The organism is Vibrio sp. 1F169 (assembly GCF_041439605.1).
GTDB classification, from domain to species: Bacteria; Pseudomonadota; Gammaproteobacteria; order Enterobacterales; family Vibrionaceae; genus Vibrio; species Vibrio tasmaniensis_A.
This window is the reverse complement of record NZ_JBGOOI010000079.1, coordinates 1-18,940: the sequence shown is the minus strand read 5'-3', so window position 1 is coordinate 18,940 and position 18,940 is coordinate 1. Positions and strand designations below refer to the sequence as shown.

At 43.6% G+C, this 18,940-nt stretch carries 15 protein-coding genes and 1 other annotated feature; of the genes, 6 read left to right on the top strand and 9 right to left on the bottom strand.

The window, feature by feature from the left end; translation table 11 throughout:
- Positions 1 to 183 precede the first annotated feature (183 nt).
- The gene (locus ACED53_RS20125) at positions 184 to 1,674 is read right to left on the bottom strand and encodes a carbon starvation protein A (RefSeq protein ID WP_017100671.1); all 1,491 of its coding nucleotides are present in this window, start codon (positions 1,672 to 1,674) and stop codon (positions 184 to 186) included.
- A gap of 252 nt (positions 1,675 to 1,926) precedes the next feature.
- Here ACED53_RS20125 and ACED53_RS20120 point away from each other — a divergent pair, with 252 nt between their 5' ends.
- Positions 1,927 to 2,277 (top strand): DUF2799 domain-containing protein, encoded by a 351-nt coding sequence (locus ACED53_RS20120; protein WP_017100672.1) that lies wholly within the window; start codon positions 1,927 to 1,929, stop codon positions 2,275 to 2,277.
- A 94-nt stretch (positions 2,278 to 2,371) separates the two neighbouring features.
- Here ACED53_RS20120 and murQ read toward each other — a convergent pair whose 3' ends face one another.
- Both murQ and ACED53_RS20110 read right to left on the bottom strand, forming a co-directional pair.
- Positions 2,372 to 3,292: an N-acetylmuramic acid 6-phosphate etherase gene (gene murQ / locus ACED53_RS20115; protein ID WP_017100673.1), complete on the bottom strand. Its 921-nt coding sequence runs from the start codon at positions 3,290 to 3,292 to the stop codon at positions 2,372 to 2,374.
- Positions 3,293 to 3,337: 45 nt separating this feature from the next.
- The gene (locus ACED53_RS20110; protein WP_029225446.1) at positions 3,338 to 4,453 is read right to left on the bottom strand and encodes an anhydro-N-acetylmuramic acid kinase; all 1,116 of its coding nucleotides are present in this window, start codon (positions 4,451 to 4,453) and stop codon (positions 3,338 to 3,340) included.
- Between the two features lie 121 nt (positions 4,454 to 4,574).
- On the opposite strand from ACED53_RS20110, the gene nagZ reads away from it, so the two are divergent.
- The 3 genes from nagZ to tyrA all read left to right on the top strand — a co-directional run bounded on the left by nagZ (position 4,575) and on the right by tyrA (position 8,129).
- Positions 4,575 to 5,564 (top strand): beta-N-acetylhexosaminidase, encoded by a 990-nt coding sequence (gene nagZ / locus ACED53_RS20105; RefSeq protein ID WP_017098355.1) that lies wholly within the window; start codon positions 4,575 to 4,577, stop codon positions 5,562 to 5,564.
- 246 nt (positions 5,565 to 5,810) lie between these two features.
- A complete protein-coding gene (locus tag ACED53_RS20100) occupies positions 5,811 to 6,884 on the top strand; it encodes a 3-deoxy-7-phosphoheptulonate synthase (protein ID WP_017100675.1) in 1,074 nt (357 codons plus the stop codon).
- A gap of 117 nt (positions 6,885 to 7,001) precedes the next feature.
- Entirely contained in the window at positions 7,002 to 8,129 is a 1,128-nt protein-coding gene (gene tyrA / locus ACED53_RS20095) for a bifunctional chorismate mutase/prephenate dehydrogenase (RefSeq protein ID WP_017100676.1), read from the top strand.
- Positions 8,130 to 8,285: 156 nt separating this feature from the next.
- Here the strand turns inward: tyrA and ACED53_RS20090 are convergent, their stop codons facing one another.
- From ACED53_RS20090 to ettA, 3 genes are all read right to left on the bottom strand, one after another.
- Positions 8,286 to 9,296: a M23 family metallopeptidase gene (locus ACED53_RS20090; protein WP_017100677.1), complete on the bottom strand. Its 1,011-nt coding sequence runs from the start codon at positions 9,294 to 9,296 to the stop codon at positions 8,286 to 8,288.
- Positions 9,297 to 9,345: 49 nt separating this feature from the next.
- Positions 9,346 to 9,714 carry a PilZ domain-containing protein gene (locus tag ACED53_RS20085; RefSeq protein WP_029225447.1) on the bottom strand — a complete coding sequence of 123 codons (369 nt, stop codon included), beginning with the start codon at positions 9,712 to 9,714 and terminating at the stop codon, positions 9,346 to 9,348.
- Between the two features lie 90 nt (positions 9,715 to 9,804).
- A complete protein-coding gene (gene ettA / locus ACED53_RS20080) occupies positions 9,805 to 11,472 on the bottom strand; it encodes an energy-dependent translational throttle protein EttA (RefSeq protein WP_009848459.1) in 1,668 nt (555 codons plus the stop codon).
- 263 nt (positions 11,473 to 11,735) lie between these two features.
- On the opposite strand from ettA, the gene ACED53_RS20075 reads away from it, so the two are divergent.
- Positions 11,736 to 13,685, top strand: coding sequence for a transglycosylase SLT domain-containing protein (locus ACED53_RS20075; protein WP_017100679.1), 1,950 nt, complete (start codon positions 11,736 to 11,738; stop codon positions 13,683 to 13,685).
- A gap of 172 nt (positions 13,686 to 13,857) precedes the next feature.
- A complete protein-coding gene (gene trpR, locus ACED53_RS20070) occupies positions 13,858 to 14,154 on the top strand; it encodes a trp operon repressor (RefSeq protein WP_009848461.1) in 297 nt (98 codons plus the stop codon).
- 117 nt (positions 14,155 to 14,271) lie between these two features.
- Here trpR and yjjX read toward each other — a convergent pair whose 3' ends face one another.
- The 3 genes from yjjX to pheA form a co-directional block, all read right to left on the bottom strand.
- On the bottom strand, positions 14,272 to 14,793 hold the full coding sequence (yjjX, locus tag ACED53_RS20065) for an inosine/xanthosine triphosphatase (protein WP_017100680.1): 522 nt from the start codon (positions 14,791 to 14,793) through the stop codon (positions 14,272 to 14,274).
- Positions 14,756 to 17,134 carry a bifunctional diguanylate cyclase/phosphodiesterase gene (locus ACED53_RS20060; protein ID WP_017100681.1) on the bottom strand — a complete coding sequence of 793 codons (2,379 nt, stop codon included), beginning with the start codon at positions 17,132 to 17,134 and terminating at the stop codon, positions 14,756 to 14,758. Before ACED53_RS20060 ends, yjjX begins: the two co-directional genes overlap by 38 nt.
- A gap of 357 nt (positions 17,135 to 17,491) precedes the next feature.
- On the bottom strand, positions 17,492 to 18,667 hold the full coding sequence (gene pheA / locus ACED53_RS20055) for a prephenate dehydratase (RefSeq protein WP_017098363.1): 1,176 nt from the start codon (positions 18,665 to 18,667) through the stop codon (positions 17,492 to 17,494).
- A 12-nt stretch (positions 18,668 to 18,679) separates the two neighbouring features.
- Positions 18,680 to 18,801: a sequence feature (Phe leader region), on the bottom strand.
- Between the last annotated feature and the right edge of the window lie 139 nt (positions 18,802 to 18,940).

Genomic DNA, 18,940 nt, shown 5'->3' with positions numbered 1-18,940 from the left:
AGCCAAATATCCGTTCAGGTTCAAGCAATAATGCTTATCCGAACGGCATTAATCACAGAGGACGGGCTTTAGTCTTAATTTCCACGAATCACTGGGTGATTACGGGAGCAAGCGAAGTGTGTTTGGCTTGTTCTTTTGTCTCTCTATGAAGACGTGTCTCTTGTTCTCAAGAGTCTGAAAGAACTAGGCGGTTTTGGTGACGCCTTTTGCTTCTTTTTCTTCTTCATCAGCAAGGTCGATATCGCCTTTGCCTTTTGAAATTTTGATAACGTAAGCCGCAATTCCGAATGCACTCACCACGCCGATGATGGTTGAAAGCTGCATTGGTAGACCAAAGCCCAGTTGGCTGTTGTTCAGGATGAATGTGATACACACAGATGTCATGAACATAGCTGGAACCGTTGTTACCCAGTGCAGTTTATTGTGACGAAGTAGGTAAGCCGAAGCTGTCCATAGCATCATGACTGCTGTTGATTGGTTAGCAAAACCGAAGTAGCGCCAGATGATGCCGAAGTCTACTTGAGTCAGGATACCACCGATAACGAACAGTGGTAGAGCCATCAGTAGGCGGTTACGCAGTGTCTTCTGTTCCATGTTGAAGTATTCAGCAAGGATAAGACGACTTGAACGGAACGCTGTATCACCAGAAGTGATAGGCAGGATAACCACGCCAAGGAAAGCAAGGATACCGCCAAATACACCCAGTAGGCCAAATGAAGCGCTGTATACCACGTTACCAGGGCCGCCGTTTGCAATCGCGTCAGATAGAGATTCAACTGAACCGAAGAATGACAGAGCAAGCGCACACCAGATTAGAGCGATGATGCCTTCACCAATCATTGCACCGTAGAATACGAAGCGGCCGTTTTTCTCGTTTTCCATGCAACGCGCCATTAGTGGAGACTGAGTTGCGTGGAAGCCAGAGATAGCACCACAAGCGATGGTGATAAATAGAGCAGGCCAAAGCGGTAGATCGTTAGGGTTCATGTTGGTGAACATGTCTTTCATCTCGAAGCCACCCATGATTTGGTGCTCGTCAGATAGACCAATCGCAGTGATTAGGCCAACAGACATAAAGATAAGCAGTGCACCGAACAGTGGGTAGAAGCGACCAATGATTTTATCGACAGGGACAATCGTTGCGATGATGTAGTAAGCAAAGATGATGACAACCATGGTGCTCGTAGACATTACGAAATCAGTTTGGTCGTTCACTAGGTTAGTGATCATACCTGCTGGAGCAGAAACGAATACCACACCAACAAGAAGCAGTAGAACAATGGCAAAGATGTTCATAAAGTGTTTTGCGCCATTGCCTAGGTAACGTCCAGTGATAGTTGGAACCGAAGCACCACCATTGCGGATAGATAACATACCTGAGAAGTAGTCGTGTACGGCACCTGCGAAGATACAACCTAGCACGATCCAAAGCATTGCTGCTGGGCCGTAAAGGGCACCCATGATAGGGCCGAAGATTGGACCTACACCTGCAATGTTAAGCAGTTGAACTAGGTAAACCTTTGGCGTCGACATTGGAACGAAGTCCACGCCGTCTTGCTTGGTGTGAGCGGGTGTTTGACGCTTTTCATTGATACCGAAAATCTTCTCGATAAAGGCACCGTAAATAAAGTAGCCACCAATGAGTGCTGCTACACAGGTAAGAAACCACATCATAATTTGTTATCCCTGAATGTATTAATTAAGTCAGGGTGTATATTAAAGGAGTGTATGAGAAGAAACTTCCGCTATGAGAGTGAGTGGTCGAATAGCTAATTAAGTGGTGTTATAACTGATTGAGCGGTTTGTTCTCTTGCTTAAGAGGACAATAACAGACAATGAGTGGACATCAGTACGTGTTCAGCGGAGAATCGCCACAAAGGCAGCGCTTCGTCAGGAAGTGGTGAAGTTACAATATAAAGGATTGAAATGAAAAAAATAATAGCACTATTCGCCGTGGCATTTAGCCTTGCAGGATGCAGCGCCAATGTTCAAGATTTAGCGGCCAAAGGCAATTGGCAAGAGATTGGCTATCGTGATGGTATTAAAGGGCACACTCAGCGTTCGTATTCAGAGATGACTGAGCTTGGCGCAGTCGATCAAGCGAGTTACACAGAAGGTTACCACCTAGGTGTGACTGAATACTGCAACCCAAACCATGCTTATCAAATTGGTTTATCTGGCCAGGTTTATGAAGGCGTTTGTTCAGGTACGGAAGACGCTCAACGTTTCCGTATGGAATGGCAGCGCGGCTGGGATGAGTTTTCTAACGACTACTAAGCTCAAGCTAGCGATTAGAAATTAAAAAGACCAGTGCCGTATGTGTACTGGTCTTTTTTTTGTAGCGAGAGTAACGCTCACAACAGAATCTAGATTACTGATTATTCTCGACTGCTTTTCTCAAGAAGCCATTTTGTTGATCAAGTTGAGCCTTGGCCAGTTCTAAATCTAGCCCTGTTAGAATCATCAAAATAGACAATTTCACATCGTAATCAGTCGTTTTTAGTGTTGATACCGCCAGTGCTTTCTCGCACTCCGTTGCTTGGATAACGATACGAGCAGCGCGGGCAACCAGTTTTTCGTTGGTCGCTTTTACGTCGACCATCAGGTTCTGATAGCTCTTACCAATACGAATCATGCTGGCAGTGGTGAGCATATTAAGCACCAGCTTTTGTGCTGTCCCTGATTTGAGTCGTGTTGAACCAGTCAATGCTTCTGGGCCAACCACTGGGCTAATTGCGATTTGAGCAATCTCAGCAATTGGAGAGCCTGGGTTACAAGACAGCGCAACCGTCACCGCACCAATCTGATTCGCATAGTTGAGCGCACCAATCACGTAAGGTGTACGGCCACTGGCTGCAATACCTACCACGACATCGTTTTCTGTAAATTGAATGGCTTTCAGGTCTTCAATACCGAGAGTCAGCGAATCTTCCGCTCCCTCTTTGGCTTTTAAAATCGCTTCTGGTCCGCCAGCGATTAAGCCGATAACCATTTTGTCTGAAACACCGAAAGTCGGAGGGCACTCTGAGGCATCTAATACACCTAATCGACCACTGGTGCCTGCACCCATATAGATCAGTCGGCCACCGTTTTGAAAGGCGTGAGCGATCTTGTCAACCGCTTTCGCGATCTGTGGTAATTCGGCTTCGATCGCCAGTGGTACCTGTTTGTCTTGTTGGTTAATCTTTTCAACCACTTCGAGAGAGGTGAGTAGATCAATATCCATAGTGTCAGGGTTTCTCCCCTCCGAAACGAGGTGCGAGAGCGCTGATATGAGAGCGTCGTTACTCATAATGATCCTTAAATGGTGATTCTAAAATGATGGTTCTAAAGTTGTTTAGTCAGCACGATAGAGAACGCCTAGAGAGGCCGCTCTGCTCGCGCCAGTCACTTCTGGTAAATTGCTTGGCAGTTGATGAACATGACGTTGAGCAAGCCACGCAAAGGCCATAGCTTCCATATAATCGGCATCAACGCCTTTACTGGTGGTTGACTCAACCTCCCAGCCAGGAAGCAGTTCAGACAGTCTCTTCATCAACAGTGGATTTCTCGTACCCCCGCCACACACATAGAGCGCAGGTTGGTTACCCAAGCGATAAGTCTCCACTTCATTCGCTATCGTCAATGCAGTGTATTCACAAAGTGTGTGCTGAACATCTTCTGCTGCAAGGTCTTTAAATTCTGTTAATTGTTGCTCTAACCACGGTAGATTAAATAGCTCCCTGCCAGTGCTTTTCGGCGGAATTTGAGATAGATAAGATTCATTTAATAACTGTTCGAGCAAGGCTTGATTGAGTTGACCTTTAAGTGCGAATTGCGCATCACGGTCAAACTTCTCACCCGTGTGCGTATCAACCCAAGCGTCCATCAACATATTGCCGGGGCCTGTATCATAACCAAGAGTAGGCTGATTCGGGCGCAGCACTGAAATATTCGAGATTCCACCAATGTTCAACACCACAACCGAGCTGTCTCGCGGGTGAAAAATCGTATGGTGAAACGCTGGTACTAATGGCGCACCTTGTCCGCCAAGCGCCATGTCTTTGCGTCTGAAGTCGGCAACCGTTTGAATCTGTGTTTTAGCGGCAATGATATTGGCGTCACCTAACTGCATGGTAAATGGCGAATTACCGGTTGGCTGGTGGAATACTGTTTGGCCATGGTTCCCAATCGCAGTCACAGAAGATGCAGGCGTATCTGACTTGTCGAGAAGTTGCAAAACCGCATCAGCAAATAGATGACCAAGCTGGTGGTCTAGTTCGCCAATCGCAATCAAATCCGTTTTCTGACCAATACAAACTTCAAGCAGACGCGCTTTGAGATCATCAGGCATTGGGAACTCATCATGAGCGAGCAATGTGATGCGCGAATCTTCAATCGACACTAAGGCGGTATCAACACCGTCCATACTCGTTCCCGACATCACACCGATATACAGTTCTTTACGATCCATTCCTAAGCTCTTGCACTGCATTCTTAAAGTCTTCCAAAGATTGGTTTAAAAACATTGTAAAGCAAATTTAAAGAGAATAATCTCGGGAAGTTTATGAAATTAGGTTTAATAAGGGATAAATATGGGACCGTTGTGGGTAGATGTCGCGGGCTACGAACTGACAGCTGAAGACAGAGAAATTTTAGAGCACCCAACCGTTGGTGGTCTCATTTTATTCGCTCGAAACTACCACGATAGCAAACAGCTTTCGGCGTTAAATAAAGAGATCCGCAAGGTAGCGAAACGTCCTATTTTGATTGGCGTTGACCAAGAAGGTGGCCGAGTTCAGCGCTTTCGCGATGGCTTTTCAATTATCCCTGCTGCTCAAGAATTCGCGACTAAGAATAATGGTGAGCAGTTAGCAGAACAAGCCGGTTGGTTGATGGCGGCGGAATTGATTGCCCATGATATCGATCTGAGCTTTGCGCCTGTTTTAGACAAAGGCCATGACTGTAAAGCGATTGGTAGCCGAGCGTTTGGTGAAGATATTGATACCATCGTTCGCCACAGCAGTGCTTTTATTAAAGGCATGAAATCGGTTGGAATGGCGACAACAGGAAAGCACTTTCCAGGACACGGTGGCGTGATTGCTGATTCGCACCTTGAAACGCCTTACGATCCTAGAGACGACATCTTTGAAACTGACATGGCCATTTTCAAGGCTCAAATTGAAGCTGGAATATTAGATGCGATGATGCCTGCGCACGTGGTTTTTTCGCACTATGATGATCAGCCAGCGAGTGGCTCTGAGTATTGGTTGCAGAAAGTATTGAAGCAACAGCTTGGATTTAAAGGCTTGGTGTTCTCTGATGACCTAACTATGGAAGGTGCTGCGATTATGGGTGGGCCAGCCGATAGAGCGAAGGCTGCTCTGAATGCGGGGTGTGACATGGTGTTGATGTGTAATAAGCGAGATGCACAAATTGAGGCTCTTGATCACTTAGCGATTCAAGTGGTGCCTTTAGCCAACTCATTGCTTAAAAAGCACAGCTTTGATTTATCGACGCTTCACTCGGATAGTCGATGGAAAAAGGCTTCAGAGCAAATTAAGCGAATGTTAAACGCTGGGTGATAAATAAACACTCTATAAGTTTGAAGAAGGCGATATGAGAAATATCGCCTTTTTTGTATGTGTGAGGTGCAGTTTAAGCTGGTTTGTGTATCAGAGTGAATTAAAGAAGATGTGTAAGTTTTAATTTACAGTAAATGTTTTTTATTGTTTACACTTGCAATCGTTTTTGTAGCTGTTATTGTGTTTTTAAAGATTGTCAGCCCAAATGGAAATCGTGGGTGTAAAAATAAATATACAGGTTGAGTTATGCAGAAAAGTGAATTAAGCAATGTCAATATCATCGACGAACAGGTACTGATTACTCCTGAGGAGTTAAAAGCAAAACTGCCTTTGAGTGATAATGCTCGTCGTTTCATTCAAGAGTCTCGTCAAACTATAGCAAACATTATTCATAAGAAAGATCATCGCATGCTTGTAGTATGTGGCCCATGTTCTATCCATGATATTGAAGCTGCGAAAGAATACGCGAAACGCTTAAAAGCTTTATCTGAGCAGCTTAGCGACCAACTGTATATTGTAATGCGTGTTTACTTTGAGAAGCCTCGTACGACTGTTGGTTGGAAAGGCTTGATCAATGACCCACATCTAGATGGTACGTTCGATATTGAGCATGGTCTGCATGTTGGTCGTGAGTTACTTGTTGAACTTGCGGAGATGGAAATCCCACTAGCGACGGAAGCGCTAGATCCAATTAGTCCGCAATACCTAGCAGATACATTCAGCTGGGCTGCAATCGGCGCTCGTACGACTGAATCACAAACTCACCGTGAAATGGCGAGTGGTCTTTCAATGCCAATCGGCTTTAAGAATGGTACTGACGGTAACTTAGGTACTGCAATTAATGCGATGCAGGCTGCTTCTTCTAGTCACCGTTTCATGGGTATCAGCCGTGAAGGTGAGGTTGCACTGCTAACGACGCAAGGTAACCCAAACGGTCACGTTATTTTACGTGGCGGTAAGCAAACGAATTACGATTCAGTATCAGTACATGAATGTGAACAAGAGCTGGGTAAATCTGGTTTAGAAGCGGCATTGATGGTTGATTGCAGCCATGCGAACTCTCGTAAAGATTTCCGCCGCCAACCGCTGGTGGCTGAAGACGTTATCCACCAAGTGCGTGAAGGCAATAAATCGATTATTGGCCTGATGATTGAGAGCCACATTAACGAAGGTAATCAGCCGTCAGATATTCCTCTAAATGAGATGAAATACGGCGTTTCTATTACCGACGCGTGTATCAATTGGGAGTCAACTGAGGCACTATTGAAACATGCACATACGGAGTTAGTCCCGTTTTTAGAGAACCGCCTGAAAGGTTAGTCAGAGTTTAAATTTAAGTGCCTCATCTAATGGGGCATTTTAAGATCTGTTGCTAACGAACCTGCATCAGTGCGGGCTTTTAGACTGGCACGGGCTTATAGATGAGTAAGGAATAAAATGGCCGTTGAACTGAACGAATTACGCGACCAAATCGATGCTGTCGATAAACAAATGTTGGATTTACTGGCTCAACGACTGGCTCTAGTGGAGAGAGTCGGTGAAGTAAAAAGTGAACATGGTTTACCTATTTATGTACCGGAACGTGAAGCCGCGATGTTGGCATCTCGTCGTCAAGAAGCCGAGAAAATAGGAGTACCACCGCAGTTAATCGAAGATATTTTACGTCGTACTATGCGTGAGTCTTATGCCAGTGAAAAAGATTCTGGTTTTAAGTGCCTTAACCCAGAGTTACGTTCAGTGGTTATCGTTGGTGGTAATGGTCAGCTTGGTGGTCTGTTTGGACGTATGTTCAAGCTTTCTGGTTACGAAGTGAAAATCCTTGGCAGCCAAGATTGGGACAAAGCCGATGAGATCTTAGATAATGCTGGCCTTGTGGTTGTAACGGTTCCAATTCACCTGACAGAAGGTGTGATTGCGAAGTTGGGTAACCTACCAAGCGATTGTATTCTGTGTGATTTGACGTCGATAAAATCAAAGCCTCTACAAGCTATGTTAGACATGCACCAAGGCCCTGTGGTTGGATTACACCCAATGTTTGGTCCTGATGTTCCAAGCCTTGCGAAACAAGTGATTGTTTACAGTGATGGGCGTGGCTCTGAAAGCTACCAATGGTTGCTGAATCAATTTGGTATTTGGGGCGCGAGCCTTTGCCAGATGGATGCTGCGGAACACGATCACGGCATGACTCTGATTCAAGCTCTTCGTCACTTCACTTCTTTTGCTTACGGCTTGCACCTAAGTAAAGAGAACCCGAACATTGATCAACTTTTGAAGTTAAGCTCGCCAATCTACCGACTTGAGATTGCGATGGTTGGTCGTCTGTTTGCTCAAGACCCGAACTTGTACGGTGATATCATTCTTTCTTCAGATGAGAACATTGAGATGATTCGACGTTTCCATAGTCGTTTCGGTGAAGCATTGGAAATCTTGGATGGGAAAGATAAAGCTAAATTCGTTGATAGCTTTAATCAAGTCAGTGATTGGTTTGGCGACTACTCGCAGCAGTTCTTGCAAGAGAGCCAAAGTCTTCTAAAACAAGCACATGACTCGATTCATCGTGGTTAATACGATTTGAAGTCATAAAAAAGAGCGACCATTTGGTCGCTCTTTTTGTTTGTGCTGAACGCTATGAAAGCATTTGGTCTACTGTAGGCTAAAAGCAATGAGATCATCATAGGCCAAATCAATATCCCTCAATAACCAATAACCAATAACCAATAACTAGTTAGTCGTGATAGGTTTCTTACTCTCTTCACTCGATACGGTGTCTATGGTCGAGCTAATGTAAGGCACGTTAGTCAGGTTGATCTGCAAGCGAACCACATTATCAATCAGTTGAACCAATGGACCCCACTTAACCTTTTTCTCTTTCTCGAACACGTAGTTGAAGTTCTCAGGTGTCCAATCCATCAAGTATTGAGGGTTCAATGAACGACCAAGGAAGCGTACCTCATAGTGCAAGTGTGGCCCGGTTGAGTTACCTGAGTTACCACAGCTCGCAATCACATCGCCTTTACTCACAAATTGACCGCTACGTACTTTGAACTTCTGTAGGTGCGCATAAGAGCTCATGAAGCCGAATGAGTGACGCATAGTTATAAAGTTACCGAAGCCTTTCTTACTTGGGCGCACGGTTTCAATTACGCCATCTGCTGGCGCGACAATATCTTCACCACGCTTACATGTTAGGTCGATACCAGTATGAACGTGGCGTTTACCTGTTATAGGGTTAGAGCGACGACCATAAGAGGATGATATGCGTTGATAAGCCATAGGGCTGTCATTTGGAATCAAACGAAACATTGTGGCTCTGACTGCTGAATCTACTGCAGCTGCATCAATTCGGTCTTCTAAAGAGACGTCATCAGTAAGCGGCTCTTCATCGGTCAGGCCAAGCACTGATTCCACATCAAATACACGCTTGCCAAGTAACTGAATAGTGCCTTCTTTCTCGGTTAATGCTTGAGACAGTGAGTGATTGGTTTCTACCTGCTCAGCGTAAAGAAAGTCGGTTTGTTCTTTTTCAACAATCAGTGTTTCAATCAATTGTTGTGCATCATCGGCTTGTAGGGCGAGTTCTTGCTTGCCCTCAAAGTGCATGTATGCAGCTCCGCCAATCAATAGAGGCACTGAAAAAATTGCGGTAGTACATAGTAGTACGGCTTTTCGACCGAAATAAAACGTCTGATCCCCTTGGGTTAAGGGGATTGTAATGGAAACTTTTTTAGACATGGTTCTGTATTAACTAAATGCTTCTAATAGAAAAAGGGGAATGGAGACGTCACTCATTACCTAAATCGGTAAGGTGTTCAATCTCTCTATAAAGCAGTTCATCGTCGCCAACGTTAAGTTCCACAAGGCGCTTAAGGTAGCTGATACTATCAATATCTAAATGCTCTATACGTAAACGCATTGAGGTATTGATGGTCGAGACTATCGTTGCTTCTAACTGAATATTGATATCACTGTTTTCGAGCTTAAAGCTGACTTGAACAGGAGTGTCAGTTCTGAGTTGCTGCCATTTATCACATTGAATGAGTAAACCATGAAGAGATAGGTCTTGCACTGAGCCTGATACATTTACTTGTCCTTGTGAAATCTCAGTCGGAACTTGATAAATAACTCGTGAAAATTTACGTCTTTCAAGCATAGGTAATCTCTCTATATCAATAGGTAAATAGTAAGCCAGATATATCAAAGGCCGCTATTATCGCGGCCTTTGTTCAAAATACAAGCTTATTTACTTTGCAATACGTTTGTATTTGATGCGGTGAGGCTCTGCCGCTTGTGCACCTAGAGTCTTTTTCAGCCACTCTGTATATTCAGTATAGTTACCTTCGTAGAAGTTAACTTGGCCTTCATCGCGGTAGTCTAAGATATGGGTCGCAATACGGTCAAGGAACCAACGGTCATGCGAGATAACCATTGCACAGCCAGGGAACTCAAGTAGTGCTTCTTCAAGAGCTCGTAGTGTCTCAACATCAAGGTCATTGGTTGGTTCATCGAGTAGCAGCACGTTACCGCCCGCTTTTAGCAGTTTCGCTAGGTGAACACGGTTGCGTTCACCACCTGAAAGCTGACCGATGATCTTCTGTTGGTCGTTGCCTTTGAAGTTGAAACGAGAGCAGTATGCACGAGCAGGGATTTCGAAGTTGTTGATCTTAATGATATCAGCGCCTTCAGAGATCTCTTGGAATACTGTTTTTGTGTCGTCCATGCTGTCACGGAACTGATCAACAGAAGCAAGCTTAACCGTTTCGCCAAGTTCAACTGTGCCTGAATCTGGCTGTTCTGCGCCACTTAGCATCTTGAATAGTGTTGATTTACCCGCACCATTGGCACCAACGATACCAACGATAGCGCCTTTAGGCATGCTGAATGATAGGTCATCGATAAGAACGCGATCACCAAATGACTTCGTTAGGTTCTTAACTTCAAGTACCTTGTCACCTAAACGCTCACCTGGTGGGATGAACAATTCGTTGGTTTCGTTACGCTTCTGGTATTGGCCAGTCGTCATTTCTTCAAAACGAGCCATACGAGCTTTAGACTTAGCTTGACGACCTTTAGGGTTTTGACGAACCCATTCAAGTTCTTTCTCAATCGTTTTTTGACGTGCGCTTTCGCCTGCTTTTTCTTGCTTCAAACGCTCATCTTTCTGTTCTAGCCAAGATGTGTAGTTACCTTCCCATGGGATACCTTCACCACGGTCAAGTTCTAGAATCCAACCTGCAGCGTTGTCTAGGAAGTAACGGTCGTGGGTAATCGCCACAACAGTACCGCTGTAATCAACAAGGAAATGCTCAAGCCAAGCAACTGATTCTGCATCCAAGTGGTTGGTTGGTTCATCAAGAAGCAGCATGTCTGGCTTCTCAAGAAGTAGACGACAGATAGCAACACGACGACGTTCACCACCTGATAGGAATTCGATTTTCGCATCCCACTCAGGAAGACGAAGTGCATCTGCAGCTCGCTCTAGAGCTGTTTCTAGGTTATGACCGTCTTTTGCTTGGATCAGTGCTTCAAGTTCACCTTGCTCTTTCGCTAATGCATCGAAATCTGCATCAGGTTCTGCGTAAGCAGCATATACTGCGTCGATGCGCTTAAGTGCGTCAGCAACATCTGAAACCGCTTCTTCTACGATTTCACGAACGGTTTTTGATTCGTCTAGGACAGGTTCTTGAGGTAGGTAACCTACTTTTAGACCTTGTTGTGCACGTGCTTCACCATCAATATCAGTATCAATACCAGCCATGATACGTAGTAGGGTAGATTTACCTGAACCATTTAGACCCAAAACACCGATTTTAGCGCCAGGAAAAAAGCTAAGAGAAATGTCTTTAAGAATTTGACGCTTAGGTGGAACAGTTTTGCTCACCCGAGACATGGTATATACGTATTCAGCCATTGCCGATCGATCCTAATTATTGTTCAAAATTGTTTGCTATTTTATACCAATATCCTCAAAGATGTTACTCCTAGGACAGAAAAGCCATTCTTGAACTAATCCTCACCTATTATTGTCACATTGGTCATTAAAACTATATTTAATAAGCTTTCGAGGCGACGTGTTAAATATTAACAATATTTACACTCAAACTCTTTACATTTGATGTGATGTCGGGCGTAAATAGACTTCACGTATTCATACACGCACTAAGGAAAGAGCGAATGTTTTTCCGCATTGGTAATACGAAAATTGCTGTCGCTGCATCGGCAATTTTGTTTTCATTTTCACAGGCTCCAATGGCTATGGCCAGCAATGCTTCCGAGCTTGAAATGCAGCGTGATGTTTATGACAGAGCGCAAGAGGTTTTAGACAACCGTGATCTAAAAGCTTATTCAGCACTTCGTAATAAAATTCAAACATACCCGTTAACACCTTACACTGACTATCGCGCCTTTTTATTGGGCTTAGGTGATCGCACACCTACTGAAGTGGATGCCTTTATTGAAGAGAATAAAGCCCTACCATTTTCGAATCGTATGCGTGCGCCTTATTTAGATTTATTGGCGGCTCAAAAACAGTGGAAGACGATCCTTGAGTTTCAAACCAAAGAGCCTGTTGGTGAAAAATATCAATGTATCTACTACCGTGCGAATTATGAGCAAGGAAAAAAAGATCTCGCCTTTAAAGGTGCGAAACAACTTTGGTTAAGTGGCAGTGGTGTTGATGATAACTGTGATTCACTTTTCGAAAGCTGGGATGAAACGGGCCTAAGAACGGATCAGCTGATTCTGGACAGAATGCTTTTAGCGTTCGAGAGTCGAAACGGTAAGTTAATGAGCTACTTGGTTAAGCAATTAGATCATGATGAGTCAATTACTCAAGCGAAGCAGATGAAGGCGTTGTACAACAAGCCTGAAAATGTACTCGCGTTTGCTAAGAAGCACCCAGCGAATGAATTCTACCAAGCTCAAACTGAATTTGGTTTCGAGAAGCTAGTAAGGAAATCCGCAAGCAGCGCTCAAGAGGTTTTTGATGATGTTGTGAAAGCTCAAAAATTTTCGAAAGAAAAATCCCAAGAGCTCGCGGATTACCTAGCGTTCCGCTTGATCAATACCGACTCTGAAGAGTTGATGGCGTGGCGAGACAAAATGCTCGCGAGTTCATCAAAGCAAGTTTTGCTGGAAAGACGAGCTCGCTTGGCTATTCAACATGCCGATTGGACGGGGTTGAAAGAGTGGATTGCGCGCTTAGATGGTAAACATCAAGCTTCGCTTCGCTGGCAGTATTGGCAGGGTAGAGCTGAGATTGCACTAGGCGATACTGCTGAAGGTAATAAGCGACTGTCAGACATTTTGGGTCAGCGTAATTTCTACAGTGTGGCCGCCGCTAAGCAATTAAATAAGCCAGTTAGCTATCCAACTTCGACCCTTAAATACAGTGCAGAAATGGTGAAACCATTCGACACTTCTTTGGTTCGTATCGGTGAGCTGATTGAGCGAGATAAAATAGCGGCTGCAAAGAGTGAGTGGCGCTGGTTATTAAGTCATGCAGATAAAGAGCAAAAAGCGATGCTTGCTGCTCATGCTGCGACACAGCGATGGAATCACTTTACGGTAACGGCGAGTATTTCTGCGAAGATGTGGGATAACATTGCGTTACGTTTCCCTGTCGCTCATAAGTGGTGGTTTAATTTCTATGCCGAGAAGCACGATCTCGATCCAATTACTTTGATGTCTTTAGCAAGACAAGAGAGTGCGATGGATTCAGAGGCTCGCTCTCCAGTTGGCGCGCGTGGCATTATGCAAATTATGCCAAAGACGGCGCAATACACGGCTAACAAACATAAGATTAAGTACCAGGGCAGCGATGATCTTTATGATGTAGGTAAGAATATTGAAATAGGCAGTCATTATTTAGATGGCCTACTCGCTCAATATGATGATAACCGCATCTTCGCATTTGCCGCGTATAATGCTGGGCCTAGTCGTGTGAAACAGTGGCGATCACGCAGCGATGAAAAGCTCGATGCATTTGCTTTTATCGAGATGATCCCATTCAAAGAGACTCGTGGTTACGTTCAGAATATCTTGATGTTTGAGGCTTACTATCGAGATATCCTGGGTGAGAAAGGGACGTTTTTAGCACCTCACGAGGCAAAAACAAAATACTAAGCTTTCTGTATTTTTCTCCAAGCTGAGTAATATTAAAGGCAGTGAGTGCGAACCATTTCCACTTACTGCCTTTTTACATTGGATCGCATCAAGTGTTTCGGTATAAAGTGTTCGACGCTTTCAATCGTTAAGCGACTCTTTAAAGTCAGAATTTAAAAGTAAGTGTAGAGATATGGCATCACAACCTGAATATGAGAATTGGCAACAACTGATGGACTTGGTAAAGACAGCTGTCGAAAAAGATCAGCATGAACTATTGTTGACCATGATGATGACACCAGACGAGCGAGATGCTTTGGTTGCTCGAATTAACATCTTTTGTGAGCTGATGAAAGGTGAGATGTCTCAACGACAGGTTAGCCAAATGCTGGGAGTAGGTGTCGCGACGATAACCAGAGGCTCGAATGAGCTAAAGGCCAAATCTGAACAAGAGAAAGCGGTGATCGCCGACCTTTTGCTCAAACAATAACTGAGTTAAGCAACCACTGAGTAGTGTGGCTATGAATTCGATAAAAACGCTAACTGAATGTTAGCGTTTTTTATTTCTGGTGATTGTTCTCTGAGGCTTTCGAAGTTTAGCGAAGATCTAGATAGGAAAGTGCTCTGGATTCACAAATGGGATCAGCGCTAAAATTAAAGCCTGATGATAGACAGAGCTGCGTGTTAGTTGGTTATGCGTTAGTAGGCCAATTGCACCGCCTTTTTGTTTGATATTATCGGTGCCAAACACTTCATCCATCACATCCCCTAGCTCATTCGCATGCTGGAGTTTATCAAGCACAACTGGTGGCAGCATTAAGCTTGCAGATCGAGATTCTCCGCGCTGACCGTTTGCTTCAACGACCATCCAAGCAAATGTAACCTTTCCTTCTATTCCAGACTCTAATCCAACATGAAAATCCGCATCAGGTTGAGCTTGAGTTGCGTTGTGAACGCGATTTACCGCACCTTGATAGGTTTCGTCGTTGCTCATGGGTTGATCGGCAACGCCACTAGGGACGCTGATGCCTTTGAAGTCAAATTCAGTATCAGGAAAAGCAGATAAGAATGCACTTTTAACGGCGCTAATTTTAGCTGGATTCAGCGATGCGATGATTACAGATTTCATGTGGTTGATTCTTTTTATTATCGATAAAATTGAGTTGATGCTGTCGGTACCATTCCGTCAGCTCTTCTAATGGCATTGGCTTACCAAAATAATAGCCTTGTAGCATATCGCACTGCGCATCTTGTAACCACTGATGCATGCATTGAGTTTCAATTCCTTCGGCTGTGACCTTTTTCCCTTGAGCATGGCATAGCCCGATAATGGGTTTCACTATGTTCTGGTTATCTGTCTCAATCAAGGTGTCCAAAAAGGTTTTATCCAATTTAATCTTCTGAGTTGGATATTGAACCAGTTGAGTGATCGAGGTGTAACCAGAACCAAAGTCGTCGATTGCTAATCTATAGCCCATGTATGATAACTGGTTAAGTAATGGGAACCCCTGAGAGTTTGAGTAAAAGGTTTCTGTGATTTCAAAATCGATCAAATTGGGCGGAATCTGATTGATTTTCGCATGCTCTTTGATGAAATCAGCAAGGTGAGTGGTTTTAATCCCGGCTGAAGATAAGTTAATCGATAGCTGAATAGAGTGATCGAATTGAGCTTGAAGTTGATGGAATGAAGCAAATGCATTCTGGATAACCCAGCGATCAATTATTTCAAATAATCCGGTTTGTTCGGCGATAGGAATGAATTCATCGGGTGGCACTAAACCAAGGTGTTTCGAGTGCCAACGTAATAGCACTTCTACACCAATAATATAACTTCCTGTTGAGTCCATATAAGGCATGTAAACGAGCTTAAACTCTTCATCAAAATTATTTTCTCTGAGGGCGCTCTCAATACTGGCTTGACGTTGAATGGTTTTATCTAAGTCTAACGAGTAATCTGCGAATTGGTTTTTACCTGCACGTTTGGCTTGATACATCGCGGTATCAGCATTCGAAAGAAGCTTCTCGATTGTATCGCCATCATTAGGGTGGGTCGCAATACCAATACTGACCGTAATCGGGAAATTACCTGACTCGGTGACAAACCCCTTTTGTAGTGGGGTGAGTAAATCATTCGAAAATCGATGTGCGATATTTTCTTGGTGATTTGGAGCATTAATGTATACAACGAACTCGTCCCCAGAAAGTCGGGCTGGCAGACAGTGGGCATTTAATTCTGTTTTGTAGTGGTTACAAATATTGGAGATACGCTGAGCAAAACTGACGAGAATCGAGTCGCCGATCTGATGCCCGTATTTGTCGTTCACAAATTTGAAGTTATCTAAATCAAAGTAGAGAACCCAGGTTTCGGTGTTCGAACTAGGTTTTGACAACGACTGCTGCACGAAGGTTTGAAACTGGTGCCTATTGGCTATTTGGGTCAACTGATCATTTTCTGCCAACAACTTAGTCTGTTGGTACGTGTCATCCAACTCTTGGTACATATCATAAAAGCGTTGGGATAAGCGCCCCAACTCATCATTTGTTCCTAGGCGCTCAATGTTTTTTCTCTGTTTTTTCTCAACCTCTTGAAGCTGCCTATCTAAACGGGTGATCGGGTTTATCACCCAGCGAGATAGCAGGATCAGCAGTAAGGTAACACTGACAAATGCAGATAGGGCAAAGGATAGGCTCAGTTCATTCCAGATAGATTTGAGTTTGTTGTCTAATAAGAATGGTGCAGGATCGAGCGTGGCGTAGAGGCCAGCTGCTAGCTTTATAGATTGTGTTAACTCACGCCCCTGTGTCACTAACGTAGGGGTAAAAAACAAACTAGTTTGATAGTCGAACTCTATCTGTTTTCGTAGTGAATTAAACTTATCAAGAGAGACAGATACAACCACAAAAAACACATTGTTGGGTGGATCGTTTATTGGTGTCGAAACTGTTTTTTTATCAATAACATCATAATGAACTAATACCCCTTCACCTTGGGAATTCTGTATGTAGTCCGTACTCGAAGTTGCTAACGTTTTTTGATATTGATGCTCAATGAACTCTAATATCTTGGGATCCATTTTTGCGAAAGGATCATTGGTATTGTCAGCGTAATATTTAAGAGCTCGATCGCTATCAAGCAACGCGACCCTTGTAAAACTGTCGTTACCATCTTGCAATAACTTAATCGTTTCGTTTAGGTTATCAGTAAGTTCACGTTGGTGGTCGACATTTTCATCAACCATAAAATAACGCTTAACCAGGTCACTATTGGTGAGGGTGTAGGAGTAATTGTTGAGGAAAGAACGAGACTGTTGAAAATAGCCTGCTAATTTTTCCATGCTTAATTGCAGGGCATTGTCTTCACGTTTGATAAAGCTGTTTTTTTGCGTGGAATAGATGATATAGCTAGAAGCCGCTGTACTGATCAGTATTACGGGGGCAATCACAAGTAATATTTTAGTACTTAGCTTCATGGTTATTCACAACATGGTTTATAAATTTTAGCGCGCAAGTTTATGTTATTTCGAGAGTTCTTGCCATCGATTATATTGTGTTTGAAGAGTTTTGTTTGGGTTTTAAGTTTTTGTATTTACTGATTAAATTATCAGTAATGAGTGTTTAAGTAAGTACGGTGGGGGTGATTGAAGTGGATAGGAGTGAGAATCAGTAACACAACCAATTCATTTTTAAGTATACAGACTTTGCGTATTCCTTAGTTCGAGTTTTATTCCATTAGTTACTTTCTTTTAGCATTTGGCCTGCAGTAGGCCAAATGCTTGTATTAGTGAAAAGCTTATAGCAGTTAAAATGGGGGAACAGATAATAAAAAGTTAAGACAACTTAACCTGAGTAGCCTTAATGTTCTCACTTGGGTAGCAACCTAACACTTTTAGGTGACGAGTTATGGCTGTTAGTTCCGTTATCGCTTGCTGCATATTATCTGAATCTAAGTGTGCTTCTAAATCCACATAGAACATCTCTTCCCAAGGGTTACCCATGATAGGACGAGATTCCAGCTTGGTCATGTTAATACCTAAGCGTTGCAGAATCAGTAGTGTTTCAACCAAAGAACCGGCTTCTTGAGAAGTTGACATGATAAGCGTCGTCTTAGCTGGGATCTGAGTCGATACTTCAACAGGCTTACGAGCGACCACGATGAAACGAGTGTGGTTCTCAGTTTGATTTGCAATGTTGCCTTGGATTGGTTGAAGTCCATAAAGCTTGCCGCTCGATGCATTACCAATCGCTGCCACATCATCACCGCCTAGATCTTTCACCTTTTTCATAGCATCAGCTGTGCTTGCACAAGATTCAAGGCTGACATCTTTAAGGCGGCTTAAAAACTCACTGCATTGTTGATGAGGTTGTGGATGCGAATAGAGCGTTTTAATGTCTTCTAAACGAATATCATTTTTCGCGACCAAGCAGTGTTCAATCGGTTGAGAAAGTTCACCAACGATGTAAAGCGTTGTGTGTTGTAGCAGATCGTAGACTTCGTTAATTGACCCTGAACTGGTATTTTCAATCGGCAGTACACCGTAGTCGGCATGGCCCGATTCTACAGTCGATGCGACTTCTTTGAAGTGATTACAGTTCAGCTCAATCAATTCCATATTCTTGCGGCTGAAGTATTCACGGCTCGCAAGGTGAGAATACGATCCCTTAGAACCTAAGAATGCAACGCGAGCTAGTGGTTTACGGCTTTGTGGATTCGCAAGGTTTTGCAGGTATGACTGTTGCAGCAGAACCGAATCTTCAATGATGGTATGAAACAACTTAGTAATGTACTGCGCATCAAGCTCGTATTTATCTTTACCGTTGTTGATCAATTTGACTAGTAGTTGTTGCTCTCGTACTGCATCACGAACGGGTTTTGACGTTTCTACCTTGCTTTTAGCGACTTCGATACTCAGCTTACGACGCTCTGAAAGTAATTTTAGGAGTTCGTCGTCTAAATCATTGAGACGAAGGCGGATATCATCTAGTGAAATTGTTCGGTCAGTCATAAATGTGTCCTTATAAAAAAGCCCCCCTAGTGTGGGAGGCTTCTTGTTCGTTTTTGACTTGTTTTTCTAAAACGACTTAGCCTCCGATTTACGGAAGAAAAAAGAAGTCAAAAATAAACAAAGAGTGAGAGTGCATAAAAAGTGATTGTTTTATGAATGTTTAAACACAATAAGCAAGCGAGCTACGAGCGTCAAGCAAAAAAATAGCGCCCTGAGGCGCTAATGCCGATCAGTTAAAGCCAAAGTGATCGGTTGAAGGATCCTTCCGAGCTG